Origin of the sequence: Klebsiella sp. K-3 (genome assembly GCF_051207495.1) — a bacterium.
In the GTDB taxonomy this organism is placed as follows: Bacteria; Pseudomonadota; Gammaproteobacteria; order Enterobacterales; family Enterobacteriaceae; genus Klebsiella; species Klebsiella aerogenes.
Window position 1 is genome coordinate 51,300 of the sequence record NZ_JBPNXF010000009.1, and the last position, 17,146, is coordinate 68,445.

General features: G+C 56.4%; 14 protein-coding genes and 1 pseudogene. 9 read left to right on the forward strand and 6 right to left on the reverse strand.

The features are described 5' to 3' along the window. Nucleotides 1-42 precede the first annotated feature (42 nt). Genes ACSEMK_RS16065 through ACSEMK_RS16075 form a run of 3 tightly spaced genes read left to right on the forward strand, consistent with a single transcriptional unit; the run spans nucleotide 43 to nucleotide 3,538 of the window. Complete coding sequence (locus tag ACSEMK_RS16065) at nucleotides 43-2,340, forward strand: formate C-acetyltransferase (protein WP_316424516.1); 2,298 nt, start codon at nucleotides 43-45, stop codon at nucleotides 2,338-2,340. Further along, nucleotides 2,306-3,181 (forward strand): [formate-C-acetyltransferase]-activating enzyme, encoded by an 876-nt coding sequence (locus ACSEMK_RS16070; protein WP_316424515.1) that lies wholly within the window; start codon nucleotides 2,306-2,308, stop codon nucleotides 3,179-3,181. The genes ACSEMK_RS16065 and ACSEMK_RS16070 overlap by 35 nt, the downstream gene beginning before the upstream one ends. 15 nt (nucleotides 3,182-3,196) lie before the next feature. Continuing rightward, nucleotides 3,197-3,538, forward strand: a complete 342-nt coding sequence (locus tag ACSEMK_RS16075; protein WP_047065412.1) for a PTS fructose-like transporter subunit IIB — start codon at nucleotides 3,197-3,199, stop codon at nucleotides 3,536-3,538. Nucleotides 3,539-3,551: 13 nt separating this feature from the next. On the opposite strand, the gene ACSEMK_RS16080 is transcribed toward ACSEMK_RS16075, so the two are convergent. Beyond that, nucleotides 3,552-4,256, reverse strand: coding sequence for a phytanoyl-CoA dioxygenase family protein (locus tag ACSEMK_RS16080; RefSeq protein ID WP_410477032.1), 705 nt, complete (start codon nucleotides 4,254-4,256; stop codon nucleotides 3,552-3,554). Here ACSEMK_RS16080 and ACSEMK_RS16085 point away from each other — a divergent pair. Continuing rightward, nucleotides 4,223-4,342: pseudogene (locus tag ACSEMK_RS16085) on the forward strand (hypothetical protein); the annotation flags it as partial. The gene ACSEMK_RS16080 and the pseudogene ACSEMK_RS16085 sit on opposite strands and share 34 nt — an antisense overlap. A 236-nt stretch (nucleotides 4,343-4,578) precedes the next feature. After that, a complete protein-coding gene (locus tag ACSEMK_RS16090; RefSeq protein WP_087858062.1) occupies nucleotides 4,579-5,412 on the forward strand; it encodes a helix-turn-helix transcriptional regulator in 834 nt (277 codons plus the stop codon). A 201-nt stretch (nucleotides 5,413-5,613) separates the two neighbouring features. Here the strand turns inward: ACSEMK_RS16090 and ACSEMK_RS16095 are convergent, their stop codons facing one another. From ACSEMK_RS16095 to ACSEMK_RS16105, 3 genes are read right to left on the reverse strand one after another with little or no spacing between them, the layout of a single operon-like run. Then, complete coding sequence (locus ACSEMK_RS16095; RefSeq protein WP_316424513.1) at nucleotides 5,614-6,642, reverse strand: ABC transporter ATP-binding protein; 1,029 nt, start codon at nucleotides 6,640-6,642, stop codon at nucleotides 5,614-5,616. A gap of 1 nt (nucleotide 6,643) precedes the next feature. Then, a complete protein-coding gene (locus ACSEMK_RS16100; protein ID WP_316424512.1) occupies nucleotides 6,644-8,218 on the reverse strand; it encodes an ABC transporter permease in 1,575 nt (524 codons plus the stop codon). Nucleotides 8,219-8,241: 23 nt separating this feature from the next. Beyond that, on the reverse strand, nucleotides 8,242-9,258 hold the full coding sequence (locus tag ACSEMK_RS16105; protein WP_015704968.1) for an iron ABC transporter substrate-binding protein: 1,017 nt from the start codon (nucleotides 9,256-9,258) through the stop codon (nucleotides 8,242-8,244). A 420-nt stretch (nucleotides 9,259-9,678) separates the two neighbouring features. Here ACSEMK_RS16105 and ACSEMK_RS16110 point away from each other — a divergent pair, with 420 nt between their 5' ends. From ACSEMK_RS16110 to ACSEMK_RS16125, 4 genes are all read left to right on the forward strand, one after another. Continuing rightward, nucleotides 9,679-10,542, forward strand: coding sequence for a ChaN family lipoprotein (locus ACSEMK_RS16110; RefSeq protein ID WP_430915009.1), 864 nt, complete (start codon nucleotides 9,679-9,681; stop codon nucleotides 10,540-10,542). Beyond that, the gene (locus ACSEMK_RS16115; RefSeq protein WP_430915008.1) at nucleotides 10,539-11,330 is read left to right on the forward strand and encodes an energy transducer TonB; all 792 of its coding nucleotides are present in this window, start codon (nucleotides 10,539-10,541) and stop codon (nucleotides 11,328-11,330) included. Before ACSEMK_RS16110 ends, ACSEMK_RS16115 begins: the two co-directional genes overlap by 4 nt. A gap of 169 nt (nucleotides 11,331-11,499) precedes the next feature. Continuing rightward, complete coding sequence (locus tag ACSEMK_RS16120; RefSeq protein ID WP_430915007.1) at nucleotides 11,500-13,722, forward strand: TonB-dependent receptor domain-containing protein; 2,223 nt, start codon at nucleotides 11,500-11,502, stop codon at nucleotides 13,720-13,722. A 28-nt stretch (nucleotides 13,723-13,750) separates the two neighbouring features. Then, a complete protein-coding gene (locus ACSEMK_RS16125) occupies nucleotides 13,751-14,920 on the forward strand; it encodes a YncE family protein (RefSeq protein WP_430915006.1) in 1,170 nt (389 codons plus the stop codon). 30 nt (nucleotides 14,921-14,950) lie between these two features. Here the strand turns inward: ACSEMK_RS16125 and ACSEMK_RS16130 are convergent, their stop codons facing one another. Together ACSEMK_RS16130 and ACSEMK_RS16135 are read right to left on the reverse strand one after the other, a co-directional pair. After that, on the reverse strand, nucleotides 14,951-15,673 hold the full coding sequence (locus tag ACSEMK_RS16130) for an RNA polymerase sigma factor FliA (RefSeq protein ID WP_113374243.1): 723 nt from the start codon (nucleotides 15,671-15,673) through the stop codon (nucleotides 14,951-14,953). A gap of 198 nt (nucleotides 15,674-15,871) precedes the next feature. Then, nucleotides 15,872-17,122 (reverse strand): FliC/FljB family flagellin, encoded by a 1,251-nt coding sequence (locus ACSEMK_RS16135; RefSeq protein ID WP_087858071.1) that lies wholly within the window; start codon nucleotides 17,120-17,122, stop codon nucleotides 15,872-15,874. Nucleotides 17,123-17,146: the final 24 nt, after the last annotated feature.

A 17,146-nucleotide genomic window follows, 5' to 3' on the forward strand; every position in this document is an offset into this window, starting at 1 on the left:
AGAGGCGCTTACGCGCCTCTTCGCCACAACACGGAGTTTGTCATGACGAATCGTACGCAACGCCTGAAAACCAGCCTGTTCGCCCAGCCGCGCGAAATCTCCCTTGAACGCGCATTGCTTTATACCGCCAGCCATCGGCTGACGGAGGGCGAGCCGGTGATTATCCGCCGGGCGAAAGCCACGGCGTGGATCCTCGATAAGGTGGCCATTTCGATTCGTGATGATGAACTGATTGCCGGCAACCGCACCGTTAAACCACGTGCGGGAATTATATCGCCGGAGATGGATCCATACTGGCTGCTCAACGAACTCGACACCTTCCCGACCCGCCCGCAGGACCGCTTCGCGATAAGCGAAGAAGATAAACGAATTTACCGCGAAACGCTGTTCCCTTACTGGGAAAAGCGCTCAATGAAAGATTTCATCAATGGTCAAATGACCGAGGAAGTAAAGGCTGCTATCAGCACGCAGATTTTCAGCGTTAACCAGACGGATAAAGGCCAGGGCCATATTATTATCGACTATCCGCGGCTGCTGAATAATGGCCTTGACGCGCTGATCGCCGAGCTGAAATCACACTGCGCCCGGCAGCCTGATAACCACTTTTATCAGGCGGTCCTGATCTTGCTTGAAGCTTCGCAGCGTCATATTTTGCGCTACGCCGCGCTGGCGGAAGAGATGGCCGCGAACTGCGCGAATGCCCAGCGTCAGCGGGAGCTGGCAACCATCGCCGCGACCTCACGCCATAACGCGCAGCATCGGCCGCAGGATTTTGCCCAGGCCTGCCAGCTGTTCTGGTATATGAACATTATTTTGCAGTATGAATCCAACGCCAGCTCGATTTCGCTCGGACGCTTTGACCAGTACATGCTGCCTTTTTATCAGGCGTCGCTGACTCAGGGTCAGGATCCCGCGTATCTCAAGGAGCTGCTGGAGTCGCTATGGGTGAAGTGTAACGATATCGTTCTGCTGCGTTCGTCCAGCAGCGCGCGCTATTTCGCCGGTTTTCCCACCGGCTACACCGCCCTGCTTGGCGGACTGACGGAAACCGGGCGTAGCGCGGTAAACGTACTGTCCTTTCTTTCTCTCGATGCTTACCAGAATGTGCAGCTACCGCAGCCGAACCTGGGGGTGCGGGTCAATGAACTAATAGATCGCCCGTTCCTGCGCAAAACCGCTGAGACCATTCGCCTGGGCACCGGGATCCCGCAGATTTTCAACGATGAGGTGGTCGTCCCGGCCTTCCTCAACCGCGGCGTGTCGCTGGAAGATGCCCGCGATTACGCGGTGGTCGGCTGCGTGGAGCTCTCTATTCCGGGGCGTACCTACGGCCTGCACGATATCGCGATGTTTAATCTGCTGAAGGTGATGGAAATTGTGCTGCAGGAAAATGAACAGCAGCCCGATGTCAGCTGGGACGGCCTCATCAGCCAAATCCGCGACAAAATCCGCTATTACATCAAGCTGATGGTTGAAGGCAGCAACATTTGCGATATCGGCCATCGCGACTGGGCGCCGGTGCCCCTGCTGTCATCCTTTATCGAAGATTGCGTGCAGCACGGCAAAGATATCACCGCAGGCGGCGCGCGCTATAACTTCTCCGGCGTTCAGGGTATCGGAATCGCTAACCTGAGCGATTCGCTGCACGCGCTGAAGGGCATGGTCTTCGAGCAACAGCGCCTCAGTTTTGCCGAGCTGATGGCGGTGCTAAAAGCCAACTTCCGCACGCCGGAAGGAGAAAAAATCCGCGCCCGCTTGATCAACCGTTACGAGAAATACGGCAACGATATCGACGAAGTCGATAATATTAGCGCCGATCTGCTGCGTTTTTACTGTAAAGAGGTAGAACGGTATCTGAACCCGCGCGGCGGCCATTTTACCCCTGGCTCCTATACCGTCTCCGCGCATGTGCCGCTGGGCTCGGTCGTCGGCGCGACGCCGGACGGTCGACTGGCTGGCGAACAGCTGGCGGACGGCGGCCTGTCGCCAATGGTTGGACAGGATGCTCAGGGGCCGACGGCGGTGCTGAAATCGGTCAGCAAGCTGGATAACTATCTGCTGTCGAACGGTACGTTGCTGAACGTCAAATTCACCCCGGCAACGCTTGCCGGAGATGGCGGCCTGAACAAACTGGCAGACTTTTTACAGGCCTTCTGCAAGCTCAAGCTGCAGCACATCCAGTTTAACGTGGTCAACGCCGACACCCTGCGTGAAGCGCAGCAGCGGCCGCAGGACTTCGCAGGCCTGGTGGTGCGCGTCGCGGGCTACAGCGCCTTCTTTGTTGAGCTGTCGAAGGAGATACAGGATGACATTATCCGCCGCACCGCGCATCAGCTGTGAGGTCATCGAAACGCGCGCCGATACGGCGCGCATTTTTAACCTCCAACGCTACTCGCTTAATGACGGGCAAGGGATCCGCACGGTGGTGTTTTTCAAAGGCTGCCCCCACACCTGCCCGTGGTGCGCCAATCCTGAATCGATCTCGCCAAAGATCCAGACCGTGCGCCGGGAGAGTAAATGCCTGCGCTGCACGCGCTGCCTGCAGGACGTCGCCGAGTGTCCCTCCGGGGCATGGGAGCAGATTGGCCGGGATGTTACGCTCGATGCCCTGCTGCGCGAGGTGCTTAAGGACGAGGTCTTCTTCCGCGCCTCCGGCGGCGGCGTCACCCTGTCTGGGGGCGAAGTGCTGATGCAGGCCGTGTTTGCCGCCCGCTTCCTCCAGCACCTGCGCCACTGGGGGGTGCGCACCGCTATCGAGACCGCGGGCGACTGCGCCTTTACCCGTTTTCTCCCGGTGGCCGAAGCCTGTGACGAAATACTGTTTGATTTGAAAATCATGAATAGCGAGCAGGCCCATTCACTACTGCAGATGAATCAGCCGCGAGTGCTGGACAACTTCCGTCAGTTGGCCAGCCGCAAAATGAATCTTATCCCGCGCGTGCCGCTGATCCCTGGCTACACGATGAACACGGAGAATTTTAAGCAGATCTTAAAGTTCCTCGCGCCGTTCGGTCTGACGGAGATTCATCTGTTGCCGTTTCATCAATATGGCGAGGCGAAATACCGTCTGCTGGGTAAAACCTGGCCGCTGGCCAACGTCAACGCTCCCCGAGAGGCGGATATTCATCCTTATCAAGCGCTGGCTGAAGCAGCAGGATATCACGTCACTATCGGCGGTTAACGCCTGGAGGATGTTATGGACTTCAACATTGTCGCGGTGACCGCCTGCGTGAGCGGGGTTGCACATACCTATATGGCAGCCGAGCTACTGGAAAAAGTCGGTCATCATGAAAAATGGTCTCTGAAAGTGGAAACCCAGGGCGCGCTCGGCGTGGAAAACCGAATTAGCGAAGAGGATATTGCCCGCGCCACGGTGGTATTACTGGTAACCGATATCGAAATCGATGGCGCTCAGCGCTTTAACGGACTCCGTACCATTAAAACCAGTATCGCCACCTTCCTGTTGCAGCCACAGCAGATTGTCAAAGCCGTTAATAGCATTATGAAAAAGCCGGTCGTTTACCTGGAAGTTCCCTGACCGGCCACGGCGTTTATTGCACGTCGAGCAGCCACTTTTGCGCGGGTGTCAGGCGGCTCGCCGTTTCTGGCGTCAGCCAGCGCTGCTGGTCCTGCTGCGCGGTATCAGCACGATCAATATATAAGCCATGAAGCACGCGCCTTCTGCTGCCTTCACGATTGCGGGTGCCGCCGTGCCAGGCATGCGCGTTATAAATCATTACGCTGCCGGCCGGCGCGGCAAAAACAATTTCATCAGGATGCGTCTTTTCAGGATCCGCCAAAACCTCTTCCGGCAGCTCCGGGCGCAGATGGGTCGCGGGAATAATCCGCGGCGCGCCGTTGGCGGCGCTCAAATCATCAATAGCCCATATCGTATTGACCAGATGCACTTTCGGGAAGTCTACCCGTGGCTTTTTCCAGTCGGCGTGCAGCGGTTGATGACCACCGTTATACAGCGCCTCGCGGGCATTGAGGCTGGAAACTTTAAACGCGCCATTAAAAATATAACGACAGGCGGAAAGAATGAGCGGATGCGACCACACTTTCTCCCAGATAACGCCCTTGTTGATGAGGTTGGCAATACGCGTCGCCGTCGCCTCCTGATGGTGTTCCATCGCCAGATTCTCGCCTTCACGTTCCACCAGCGCGTCAATGCGCTCGCGCATTTCGCTCAGCCACTGAGGATCAACGACGTTGTGCACCACGGTATAGCCAAGCGTATCAAGTTCATGTTTCATTTGGTCGCTTAGCGTCCGGGTCGCGCCAAGCGCCTCCAGATGAATCATCGATTGTGAGTCCATATTGCCTTCCTTTTAACTTTTAGATAACACAATCAAACTCTACGATGCGGCCAACGACCAGGCAGGAAGGAAAAACTACGAAAAACTGGATATCCGTACGCCAGACACAAAAATGTGAGCCTTATCAATAATTGACGGAGGGTGAATTCGTCGAAAATATTCACCCATTTAATAATGCATCCGTAGCGCGCCGTAAGGCGGAACATCAGGATAAAAAAGATTATAATCAAAGAGATAATTTTAACTCGGGGTCGACAGGATGATTGATGATCTGGCGGGCATACTAAATCGTTTAGTTAATCAAAAAGATAGGCTGCAAGTCCGCTTTCCGGAGCCGGATATTCCCGTTCCGGCGCTGGCGCTGAAGGTGCCCTTCCCGCGCCTGGAGATTGTCCTTGAAGGCGAGCTTCATGAACAGGGGCTGCCGCTATCCGCGGCGGTCTTAGCCACATCCCAGGTACTCTACGTACAGGCGGGAAAGTGGACGCTACCCGAGTGGACCGGCCCGGCGGCCACGCTCAGCATTTTATTCGGCCGCCAAAAGCTCGGCTTTTGCCTCCAGCGCTGGGACGGTAAAACACTACATACTGAAAAGCAAAACGTCGCCAGGCTGGGCCCCCGCGTTGGCTCCTATCTGCTGCTGGCGTTGAATGAGGTCTGCCTGCAGCCTGACCCAATAACCGCCCGGCTGGTAGTTTCCGCGCTGTTAAGCCACTGCCTTGAACAACTAGTCGGGCTGGAAATGCGCGTTAGCCGCAGCCGCGATCTGTTTTTAGCCGTTCAGGATTATCTACAAGAAAATCTAAGCCAGCCGCTGACCCGAGAATCGGTGGCCAGACGCTTTCATATTACCCCGAACTATCTTTCGCATATATTTCAGAAGTCAGGCTCGGTGGGCTTTAATGAATATCTAACCGCCGTGCGGCTGGAAAAAGCCAAGCAACTATTACGCGGTTATGATTTAAAAGTAAAAGAAATTGCGCATAATTGCGGCTTTATCGATAGCAACTATTTTTGCCGGGTGTTTAAACGTAATACTGAACGTTCACCCTCGGAATATCGTCGGCACTGCCGTAGCGCGCAGCAACGATAATCATCCCAGGGGAAATAAGAATGGACTGACCTCGCGGAATTATTCCAACGACCTACCACTCCATGGCGACGAGATCAGTGGCGCGGATACTAAAGCGTTCGCTGGTAGTGTAATTAGCACAATGTGCTACATCAGCAGCTAATTAACGTATCTCCGCGCCAAATCAATTTTTATCCCGGCTGAACGTTCACCTTTTCACCGCTATGCGCAAAATATCCTCGCCTGGCCAATAACGTCCAGGCGAACCGCGGCGCCAGTTTGCCAGGCAGCCTGGCTGACGGTTTTCAGCACCAGCGGCATCGATTGCCCTGCCACCGTCACCGTCAGCGTCGAGATATGGCCGGCGAAATCGACATCTACGATGCGAAAGGCGCTCTCCTGCGGCGCGCACGGCGACACCCGCAGTTGCTCCGGGCGCAGCATCACGCGCCCGCGGCCGCTGGCGTGAGGATTGTCAGTCGGCAATTCGCCGATGGCGCAACGCGCGCGCCCCTCCATGAGTTCGGCGTCGAGCACCAGCGCATCGCCAAGAAACAGCGCGGTGGCCTCGTCAACCGGGCGCGAATAGACCTCGAACGGGGTTCCTACCTGAGCAAAACGTCCTTGCCGCATCACCGCGACCTGGCTTGCAAACGACAGCGCCTCCGTCTGATCGTGAGTGACCAGAATCGACGCTACGCCAGCCTCGGCCAGCAGGTCGGCGGTGGCTTTACGCGTTGCCGCCCGCAGCCCGGTATCCAGCGCCGAGAAAGGTTCATCCAGTAACATCAGCGATGGCCGCTGGGCCAACGCGCGCGCCAGCGCAACCCGCTGCTGCTGGCCGCCGGAAATTTCATGCGGCCAGTGGTTCGCTAATGTCGAATCTAACGCCACCATCTCCATCAGCGCAGCGACCCGACGGCGTTTCTCTTCGCGGTTACAATCCAGCCCCCAGGCAATATTGTCCGCGACGTTAAGATGGGGGAACAGCGCCCCTTCCTGCGGCACGAAACCGATCCCGCGCTGATGCGCCGGCACAAACACGCCTTCGGCAAACAGGGTGTTGCCCTGCAGAACGATTCGCCCGTTATCCGGGGTTTCAAAACCGGCAAGAATTCGCAGCAGCGTGGTTTTACCGGAACCCGACGGGCCGACAATGGCGGTACGGCTTCCCGGCGCCACGGTCAGATTAAGGTTATCAAGCACCAGCGCGTCGGCGAAGGATTTCGAGATAGAGGACAATTCCAGCATGTTACAACCCTGCAATTTTTTTCGACTGCACATAAAGAACCGCCGTCAGCGGCAGCGAAATCACGATCATCAGCATCGCATAGGGCGCCGCGGCGACGTAGTCGATCTCGCTGGTCAACGCCCAAAAACCGGTCGACAGCGTGCGGGTGCCTAACGGCGATAGCAGCAACGTCGCGGTGAGCTCGTTGCTCACGCCAAGAAACACCAACGCGGCGCCAGCGGCCGCTCCCGGCGCGGCCAACCGCATGGTAACGCTCCATAAGGCGCGAGCCGGGCTGCGGCCAAGGCTACGGGCGACGTTTTCCAGCTCAACCGGCGCCTGGGCGATACCGGCGCGCAGGTTAATCAGCGCTCGCGGCATAAACATCAGCAGGTAAGCGAGGAACAGCGTCACTTCGGTCTGATACACCGGACGGGCATAGTGGATGGCGACCGTCACCAGCGCCAGCGCGGTGACGATGCCCGGCAGTGAGCTGGTGATATAATTACAGCCTTCCATCACGCGGAACAGCCGGCGCGGATAACGCACGCCGAGCCAGGCGATAGGAATCGCGCAAGCGGTGGTCAGCAGCGCGCCGCCCGCTCCCAGTAGCAGGGTCTGGCGCAGCGAATGCCAAAGATCGGCATGCAGCCAGTTCTCCACACCGCCAAGCCATAGCCAGCGGCACAGCACCAGCAGCGGGACGCCCATCGCCAGCATCACCAGCGTCAACAGCAGCAGTTGCGCGCCCCATGCGGCCACGTTGCCCAACGGACGACGCTTCTGTTCTCGCGCCGCGCCGGCGCCGATGCGCGCATAACGCGCTTTGCCGCGCGAGAGGCTCTCCAGTAGCAGGATAGCCAGGCAGCACAGCGCCAGTACCCCTGCCAACATATTCGCCGCCGGTCCGCTAAAGGTGGACTGGAACTGGTCATAAATGGCGGTGGTGAAGGTATCGAAGCGAATCATCACATACAGGCCATATTCCGCCAGCAGATGCAGCGCCACCAGCAGCGCGCCGCCGCAGATAGCCAACCGCAGTTGCGGCAGCACCACGCGGAAGAAAACCTTCCACGGCGGCGTGCCCAACGAGGCGGCAACATCTTCCAGAGTCGGGTCGAGACGACGAAGCACCGCCGCCACCGGCATGTAGATAAAGGGATAGTAGGCCAGCACCGAAAGGAACACCCCGGCGGACAGGCCGTGCAGCGAGGGAACCGCGCTAACCCAGGCATAGCTCTGGACAAATGCCGGGATAGCCAGCGGCGCGACCGCCAGCGCCGACCACAGCTGACGCCCGGCAAGCGCGGTGCGTTCAGTAAGCCAGGCCACCGCCACGCCAAGCGTGATGCAGATGGGCACCGCCAGCAGCGTCAGCCACAGCGTATTGCTGAGCAGTTCGGCCACCCGCGGGCGAAACACCAGGGCTTTAATAGTCGGCCAGCCGGTCTCAATCCCCACCGCGGCCACAAAACCTAAGGGCAGTAACGCCATTACAGAAAACAGTACAGCTAAGGCAACCATCGGAAATGCAGGACGCCTGCGCTCGGGCAGGCGTCCTGTTTTCTTTCCGAGTACCAGACTCAGGACAGACATAGATAAATCACTTCAGCATCAAATTACAGCAGGCCAGCCTGGGTCATCAGGTCGATCACTTTTTTGCTATTCAGCGTTGATGGCTCAACCTTCGGCGCGTCCAGCTCTTTCAGCGGCGTCAGTTTCGGGTTAGAGGCGGCATTCACGCCCACCGCATATTCGAAGGCATTATTGGTACGCAGCTCATCCTGACCCTGCTTGCCGGTAATCCATTTGATAAACGCCTGCGCCTGCTCTTTATGTTTGCTGGACGCCAGTACGCCGCCGCCGGAGATACTCACGAAAGCGCCCGGATCCTGGTTTTTAAAGTAATACAGCCTGGTGTTTTTGCTGTTCTCGCCGGTTTTCGCCTGGTCGACAAAGCGGTAATAGTGGTAGATCACCCCGCCGTCGATTTGTCCGGCGTTGACAGCTTTCATTACCGTGCTGTTGCCTTTGTAGGCCACGAAGTTCGTTTTCATCGCCTTCAGCCAGTCGAGCGTCGCTTTTTCGCCCTTCAACGCCAGCATGGCGCTAACGATGGCCTGGAAGTCTGCGCCCGATGGAGAGGCGGCCCAGCGCCCTTTCCACTCAGGTTTCGCCAGGTCCATCAGCGAATGCGGCAGCTGAGATTCGCTGATTTTCGCCGGGTTATAGACGAAAACGGTACTGCGGGCAGCAATGCCAATCCAGCGGCCGTGCTCAGGACGATACTGCGGCGCGACCTGATTCAGCGTCGCGGCATCCAGCGGCGCAAACAGTTTGGCGTTATCAACCAGCACCATTGAAGGCGAGTTTTCAGTCAGGAAGACATCCGCCGGCGAGGCTGACCCCTCCTGCACCAGTTGATTACCCAATTCGCTATCGTCGCCGTTGCGCAGCGTGACTTTAATACCGGTTTCTTTGGTAAAGCCGTCAACCCAGGATTTCACCAGGTTTTCATGCTGGGCGTTATACACCACAATGCCGTCGCCATTGTCAGCAGCCATAACCTGCGGAGCGGTAAACAGAGCCGAAGCAGCGAGCATCGCCGCGCAATATGCCGATAAGCGGAAATTCATAAGCTAATCCTTAGTATGGGTAGTCGAAAAGCCGTGGAGAAACCGGGTTGGCACGGATTAAATCACAGAGGAATGTGAATGATAATGAAAACAATTACCATCATTTTAAAAAAGTGAAAAACACCGCCAATTAGAATTTCCTGATGACAAAATGCTTATTTCGACGCGCGACTGAAACAAACATTAAGACAACATTAAGCCAGCAGCTTTAAATATTATCGCTGTTTAAAATCTTGATCGTCTTCACAGATTCTACCCACGACACGGCAACGGACAGCTGTTTGCCGGGTGAAACCATCACTCTTACCAATAATTTTAAATGAGAATGATCTTGATAATCATTCTCAATATCACATATCATCCTGTTCCAGCAGCAAGATACGAAGAAAAGACGACTAAAAAGCCGAAAATGGATATTTTATGTTTAAGGAAACCCTTTTAAACACTCTGGTTATAGGCTGCGCGTTGCTCATGAGCGCCTGTCACAGCCCGGTTTATCCCCTCTCCCCTGCCGGCGAGCGCGCGCTGGTAGAGCAGGCGGATATTCGCGATACCGCCAGCGGACGCTCCCTGACGCCGCAACAATTGCTGAACCAACTCGCTCAGGCGCCGCTGGTTATTGTCGGCGAAGAACATACCAACACCCAGCATCACCAGATTGAGCGCTGGCTGCTGCAGAACCTTCACACCCTTCGCCCGCAGGGCAGCGTACTGATGGAGATGATTGACCTAAGCCAGCAGGAGGCGGTTAATCGGGTCAAGCAGGCCAGCCTCAGCGGAACGACCGTGAGCGCCACTCGCGCGGCGGAAACGCTGCGCTGGAATCCCGGCTGGCCGTGGGCGCTTTATCGCGATGTCGTGATGACCGCGCTGCAAGCGCCTTATCCACTGCTGGCAGCTAACCTCAGCCGCCAGCAGGTGAGCGATATTTATCAACATCCCACGTTTCCCCGCGGAGCACTTTCCAACAGCCCGCAGGTACATGAATCGCTATCGGCCATTATCTTTCTGATGCATAACGGGCAAATCGATGGCGAGCAGGTTACCTCTATGCTCGCTATCCAACAGCAGCGCGATCGCCTGATGGCGATGCAAATGAAAGCCGCGCCGCGCCCTGCGCTGTTAATTGCCGGCGGTTATCATGCGGCGAAAGATATTGGCGTACCGCTGCATCTGGCCGATCTCAAGGCGGAAAAACCGCTGGTCTTACTGCTGACCACCGACGGCGCCACGCCGACGGCGAAGCAGGCTGATTATGTCTGGTCGGTAGCGGCAGAAAAATGAATATCCCTCTCTCCACGCCATTGATAGCGTCGCGCCCCCGCTGGTTCACGGGAACAACGGCCAGCGTGCTGGGTCATCTGGCGCTGGCCGTACCTTTTATCATTCATTTCGCCTCGCCGCCGGATGCCGCGCCCCCTGCCGCGGTGATGGTGGAGTACGCGCCGGAACTGGAAGTGTCATTTATTCATCCCGAGCTGCCGCCGGGCGTCACCCAGCAGCGCAAAGTCGAGGCGATGACCGAGCAGGAAACAGCCGCGGTGAAAGAGGCGCCGAAGCTACAAATTCACGACAATGCGCAAATAAAGCTGTCCGCCAGCAAACCCGAACCGCAGCGGAAAAAGAAAATCGAGGTTAAAAAACAGTCCCGCCGCCAGCAGCAAGAGGAAAAGGGCAATTCAACCATTACCAGCTTCGCCGCGCCCCCGGCGCCGGCCGTCCTTACTCAGCGCACCACCGCGCCGCTCGATAGCGATGCCGCGCGCCTGAGCCACAACAAGATCAGTTGGGAATCGCTGGTGAAAGGCAAAATCAACAAAATGCGCCACTATCCGGAAGATGCGCGCCGCCGTAAACGTACCGGTACCGTCATTATTACCTTCAGCGTCAACGAACGCGGCGAGGTGTTGCAATCGCAGTTGGCGAACTCATCAGGGACCCATTCGCTGGATCGCGCCGCGCTGATGGCGCTGGAAAATGCGCGTCCGCTTCCGCCGCCGCCAAAAGAGCTGCTGCGTAACGGTATAAATAAGGTCACCCTGCCGGTGGAATTCGGCTTATTAAAAATATAAACCCCAGGTTCCCTGTTATTTATTCAGGCAACCCGGACGTTATTTATAACGGTCACTGACCGCTAATAATTTTTTATTTTGGGCAATGTGTCATCGCACTTAGCAATAAGCGCGATGCACGCTGCTGCCCTTTTTGTGCGTTAAATATTTATTACCTCAGGATTGGATTATGGAAAAATCACAAATAATCACGGGGCTCGTTACCGGGCTACTTATCGTCAACGGCCAGGCTTTCGCCGCCGAAAGCGAAGGAGAATCGGTTTTCTCTCCTATCACCATTACCGATAACCCGCTGGCGGAGAATGCCGGCCAGGTCGGCTCCTCAGAGGAGAGCTATATCCGTCCCGGCGCCTACAGTTCGCGAACGCTCAATAAGAATCTGCAAAGCCTCGACGCCTCGCTGCGCAGCATGGCGGGCACCTATACGCAAATCGACCCGCTGCAGGGCACCATCAGCGTCAATATTCGCGGCATGAACGGGCTGGGCCGGGTAAATACCATGGTGGATGGCGTCACCCAGACCTTCTTCGGCATGGCGCCGGCTAACTATCACGGCGGGGCGAATACCGCCGCCGGGGTGCCGCTTGACCCCAACTTCCTGGCCGAAGTGGATATCACCCGCGGCAACAGCGCCGGTTCGCAAGGCGTCAACGCGCTGGCGGGCAGCGCCAACCTGCGCACGATCGGTATCGATGATGTGTTAAAACCGGGGCATCAGGTCGGCCTGCTGTCGCGTTTTTCCGTAGGCGATAACGGACTCGGCCGCACCGGTATGGTAACGGTAGCCGGCAAAACCGACGCCTTCGATAACGGCGGCGGCCTTGGCGCGCTACTCGGCATCAGCGGCACCCGCACCTATGCGACCTATAAAAACGGCGGCGGACGCAGCAGCGAAGAGTTTATCGGCGAAGATAATAAATATCTGCGCCAGGAGCCGCGCTCGCAGCTGTATAAAATCAATTTCAACGTCGATCAATTTAACCGCTTCGAGTTTTCCGGGCGTAATTACCGCAATAGCTTTACCCGTCGCGATATTAGCAGCGACGACTACTATCTGCGCTATAACTATGCGCCGCTCAATGAACTGGTCGAGTTCAATGTTTTAGCCAGCACCAGCCGCGGCAATCAGTCATATAAACCGGAGTCGCTGTATAACTTTAACGACTCCTCGACCACCAATAAGTCCAACGCGCTGGACGTGAACAACACCAGCCGTTTTCGTATTACCGACGATCTGTATGCCGCTTTCCAGCTCGGCGGTAAATTAATGGATACCCGCTATTCCCGCCACTTCGTGCAGGATAATGAGACCGACCACAACGCCTTTGCCCCGGCAGGCAAGCAGAAGATCGCCTCGCTCTATAGCGGGCTGACATTAAACAAGGATATTTATCAGCTCGATCTTAATCTCAACTATACCCGCAGCCGGGTACAGGGCTATAAACCGGCCTGTGCAAATAACGAAAAATGCTTCCCGCAAGGGGCAACCCAACTCAACGTCAAAGATAACGGTTTTAATCCCTCGGTGACCTTCTCCGCTCAGGTGACGCCATGGCTGCAGCCGTTTGTCAGCTGGAGCCGTTCCTCGCGCGCGCCGAACGTTCAGGAAGTGTTCTTCGCCAATGAGGGCGGCGCATCGATGAACCCGTTTCTGAAGCCGGAAAAAGCCGAGACCTGGGAGGCCGGTTTTAACGTTATCAAACAAGGATTATTGAGCGAGCAGGATAGCCTGCATCTGAAAGCTCTGACCTACCGCTCGCGGATTAAAGATTACATCACCAGCGAATCCTTCCTGCTGTGCAGCAACGGCGGGCTGTGTAAAGATGTCGCCAATGCTTCACCGGATTTCAACGCCAATATCTCGGTTAACGTCACCTCGCCGGTGACCACCGAGGGCTATGAGATTGAAGCCGGATACGACATCGGTTTTGCCTACGCCAATGTGTCATGGAGCAAGCAGCGTACCGATCAGCCCACCTCTATTGCCAGTACGGTCTATAGCTTCGCCTATAGCGACCTTAGCGATCTCCCCAGCAGCTACGCCACGGTGGATGTGGGCGGGCGCCTGTTCGATCGCAAACTCACCGTCGGCAGCCTGGTGAAATTCACCGGTAAATCAAAACGCCTGAGTACCGAAGGCATTAGCCTCGACACCAACACGGTGCCTAAAGAGAGCATGCCGAATATCCCGACCATTATCGACCTCTATAGCAGCTGGCAGATGACCGATAACGTACTGCTGCGCTTTAGCGTGCAGAACGTGACGAATCGTGACTACTCCGAAGCGCTAAACCGTATGAACCAGAGTCTCGATAACGCCAAAGAGGGCGCCTCTGTTAACACCACCGCCCGCGGCCGCACCTATATTTTCGGCGGCGAAATCCAGTTCTGATCCCTATTTATCAACAAGGATAACCATCATGACTAATCGCAACTTGATAAAACCGCTGGCTGCGCTGCTGCTCGCCGCCCTGCTCCCCCAGCCGGCTTTCGCCATCGATCCACCGCCGCGGGAGGCATCGCGCTTTGCGATGAAAACCAATTATCTGCAGGAAGCCAACGAAGGGGTTTATGAGCTGGCGTTCGATAATGGCGACAACCTGCTATTCGCCGCGGCGACCGACCGGGTTAACCGCGCGGCCAATAAAGGTTATCTCTACGCCTTTAATCCGGCCACCCTGCAGGTTATCCAGCGCTACGATATGCCCAGGCGTGCCTTCTCGCTGGCGATGAATCAGCCGGCGCGCGTGCTTTACGTCGGCCATACCCAGGCGGCTTCGCTGCGTATCAGCCAGTTCGACGCCGCCAGCGGTAAAATCACCCGTACCAGTCCGCGCCTGAGCTTCACCACCGACGGCGCCGCCGATGCGCGCTTCGAACATCTGCGGCATATGGTATACAGCCGCGCCGCTAACCTGTTATTTGTCAGCTACAGCCATATGCTGAAAACCCAGGACGGGATGCGTCCGCTGCATAAATTGTTGATGCTCGACGGCACGACGTTGCAGCTGAAAGGGGAAGTCAAAGGCGCCTATCGCGGCACCGCCTACGGCCTGACGCTGGATGAAAAGACGCAGAAGATCTACGTTGGCGGCCGCGACTATATCAACGAGATCGATGCCAGAACCCAGCAGGTTGTCCGCACTATCCCGCTTAACGCGCCGCAGTTGGCCAGCGCGCAAAACCTGATCGTTGATTCCGACTCAGGGCGTATTTTCGTCGTCGCCTTCGATCACGACGATCGCAGCGGCCCGCACGACGGCCTGTATATTTTCGATCTGAAAGACGGCAAATCGCTGGGTTACGTGCGTACCGGCGTCGGCGCCAACGCGGTGCGTTTCAATCCGAAATATAACGAGCTGTACGTTAGTAATTTCACCAGCGGCACCATTAGCGTCGTGGACGGCAAAACCTGGCGCGTGACACATGAATTCCGCACCCCGGTTTATCCGAATCAAATGGTGTTGTCGCCGGACATGGATACCCTGTACGTCGGCATTAAAGAAGGGTTCAATCGCGAGTGGGATCCTGAGGTATTTGTCGAAGGGGCGAAGGAGCGCATTCTGCGCATTGATTTGCGTAAATCATAATCCGCTAACCACCTGCCCGGCAGGTGGTTATTAGCCTTCGTTGGCCAGCTTCGCGCGCAGGCGCTTAATCGCCTGGCTGTGTAGCTGGCTGACGCGGGATTCTCCCACCTCCAGCACCGCGCCAATCTCTTTAAGGTTTAGCTCTTCCTGGTAGTAGAGGGTGAGGACCATTTTTTCACGTTCCGGCAAGGCTTCAATCGCCTCGATGACCCGCTGGCGCAGGCTGCCTTCCAGCAGATGATGCAACGGATTGGCCTCTTCATGCCCTTCCAGTAGTCGTTCGGCATTCTCGCCCTGCTCTTCCCGCCATTCGTCATAGGAGAACAGCTGGCTGTTATTGGTATCCAGCAGGATTTGTCGGTACTCGGCAAGGGTGATACCCAACGTCTGCGCGAGTTCGCTTTCCGTGGCCGGGCGGCCCAGCTGCTGCTCCAGCTTCTGCATCGCCTGAGCGACTTCGCGGGCGTTACGCCGCACGCTGCGCGGCACCCAATCGCGGCTACGCAGTTCATCAAGCATTGCGCCGCGGATACGTTGCACCGCATAGGTGGTAAAGGCCGTTCCCTGTAGCGAGTCGTAACGCTCGATGGCGTTCAACAACCCGATTCCCCCGGCCTGCAGCAGATCGTCAAGCTCGACGCTCGCGGGCAGCCTGACCTGCAGGCGTAACGCCTCGTGCCGCACTAACGGAACGTAGCGCAGCCAGAGGGAATTTTTGTCCATCACGCCTTCGGCGGTATACAAATCGCTCACTATTTCTGAAACCTGCGGATAAGAGAGTCAGCGCTATTATGCGCAGGGGCAAAAATGCCAATCGCCGGAAAAACCGCATAAAAGCGTCTCTATTTACGACATGCTCCGCCGTTGCGCCGTTTTGCGCCGGGTGGCTATGGCATAAAGCAAAAACCCCGCCGAAGCGGGGTTGCGATGCGACAGTAATCAGGCGTGCGATTAACGCAGCAGAGACAGGACGTTCTGAGTCGACTGGTTAGCCTGCGCCAGCACGGAGGTACCCGCCTGCTGCAGGATGTTCGCGCGGCTCATGTTGGACACTTCGGTCGCGTAGTCAGCATCCTGAATACGGGACTGGGAAGCGGACAGGTTGTTAACGGTGCTGTTCAGGTTGTTGATAACAGAATCGAAACGGTTCTGTACCGCACCCAGGGAGGAGCGCAGTTGGTCAACCTGGGACAGCGCTTTGTCGAGGGTAGCCAGCGGATCGGCAGTTTTCGGCGTGGTGCTCATTTCAGCGCCTTTGGTCACTTTACCGGTGCTGTCAGCGGTCGCTTTGAAGTATTTCGCATCCGCACCAGTACCTTCCTGGATGATGTAGGATTTACCACCATCGTAGGATTTCAGGCCAGTGGTATCGCCGGTTGCGGTTACTTCTTCGCCAACGGTGGTCACTGTTTTCGCTCCGGTCAAGCCAGTGACGGCACCAGAATCCGAGGTGCTAAAGCCAGTTACTTTACCTGTAGCTTTATCAATGGTGGCTTCATAAGTTTCGCTACCTGCGGCGTTAGTACCATAGATCTTACCGTCCTTAGCCTGTACAAAATGGTCCGGGTCGGCTGGAGTTGCACCGATTTTCTTACTGTTGGCATCGATAGCCAACGACTTACCGGTAGCAACAGTTGTGGTATCACCATCAATTTTAGTGGTATCAATACCGTCAGCCACGCTGAATTTTTCCAGACCCAGAGTCTTCGCATTGATATCTTTCAGATCGATATCGATAGTTTCGCCGTCGTTGGCGCCGACCTGGATGGTCAGCTTCTGGTCGCCGCTCAGGACTTTAACGCCGTTGAAATCGGTCTGTTCGGAGATACGGTTGATTTCTGACAGACGCTGGGAGATTTCATCCTGGATGGACTGCAGGTCGCTTGCGGAGTTAGAACCGTTCTGCGACTGTACGGTCAGACGACGGATGTTCTGCAGGTTATCGTTAACTTCGTTCAGCGCGCCTTCGGTGGTCTGCGCCAGGGAGATACCGTCGTTAGCGTTACGGGAAGCCTGAGTCAGGCCTTTGATGTTAGCGGTAAAACGGTTGGAGATCGCCTGACCCGCGGCATCATCCTTGGCGCTGTTGATGCGCAGACCGGAAGACAGACGCTCAATCGCCGTGCCCAGGGAAGACTGGGATTTGTTCAGGTTGTTTTGCGCCATCAGCGACAGGCTGTTGGTATTAATTACTTGTGCCATTATATGCATTCCTTACGAGTCAGT

Bases quoted from the DNA above. Each gene is read 5' to 3' on its own strand.
- ACSEMK_RS16065 (WP_316424516.1), top strand. From the start codon at position 43: ATGACGAATCGTACGCAACGCCTGAAAACCAGCCTGTTCGCCCAGCCG.
- ACSEMK_RS16070 (WP_316424515.1), top strand. From the start codon at position 2,306: ATGACATTATCCGCCGCACCGCGCATCAGCTGTGAGGTCATCGAAACG.
- ACSEMK_RS16075 (WP_047065412.1), top strand. From the start codon at position 3,197: ATGGACTTCAACATTGTCGCGGTGACCGCCTGCGTGAGCGGGGTTGCA.
- ACSEMK_RS16080 (WP_410477032.1), bottom strand. From the start codon at position 4,256: ATGAAACATGAACTTGATACGCTTGGCTATACCGTGGTGCACAACGTC.
- ACSEMK_RS16090 (WP_087858062.1), top strand. From the start codon at position 4,579: ATGATTGATGATCTGGCGGGCATACTAAATCGTTTAGTTAATCAAAAA.
- ACSEMK_RS16095 (WP_316424513.1), bottom strand. From the start codon at position 6,642: ATGCTGGAATTGTCCTCTATCTCGAAATCCTTCGCCGACGCGCTGGTG.
- ACSEMK_RS16100 (WP_316424512.1), bottom strand. From the start codon at position 8,218: ATGTCTGTCCTGAGTCTGGTACTCGGAAAGAAAACAGGACGCCTGCCC.
- ACSEMK_RS16105 (WP_015704968.1), bottom strand. From the start codon at position 9,258: ATGAATTTCCGCTTATCGGCATATTGCGCGGCGATGCTCGCTGCTTCG.
- ACSEMK_RS16110 (WP_430915009.1), top strand. From the start codon at position 9,679: ATGTTTAAGGAAACCCTTTTAAACACTCTGGTTATAGGCTGCGCGTTG.
- ACSEMK_RS16115 (WP_430915008.1), top strand. From the start codon at position 10,539: ATGAATATCCCTCTCTCCACGCCATTGATAGCGTCGCGCCCCCGCTGG.
- ACSEMK_RS16120 (WP_430915007.1), top strand. From the start codon at position 11,500: ATGGAAAAATCACAAATAATCACGGGGCTCGTTACCGGGCTACTTATC.
- ACSEMK_RS16125 (WP_430915006.1), top strand. From the start codon at position 13,751: ATGACTAATCGCAACTTGATAAAACCGCTGGCTGCGCTGCTGCTCGCC.
- ACSEMK_RS16135 (WP_087858071.1), bottom strand. From the start codon at position 17,122: ATGGCACAAGTAATTAATACCAACAGCCTGTCGCTGATGGCGCAAAAC.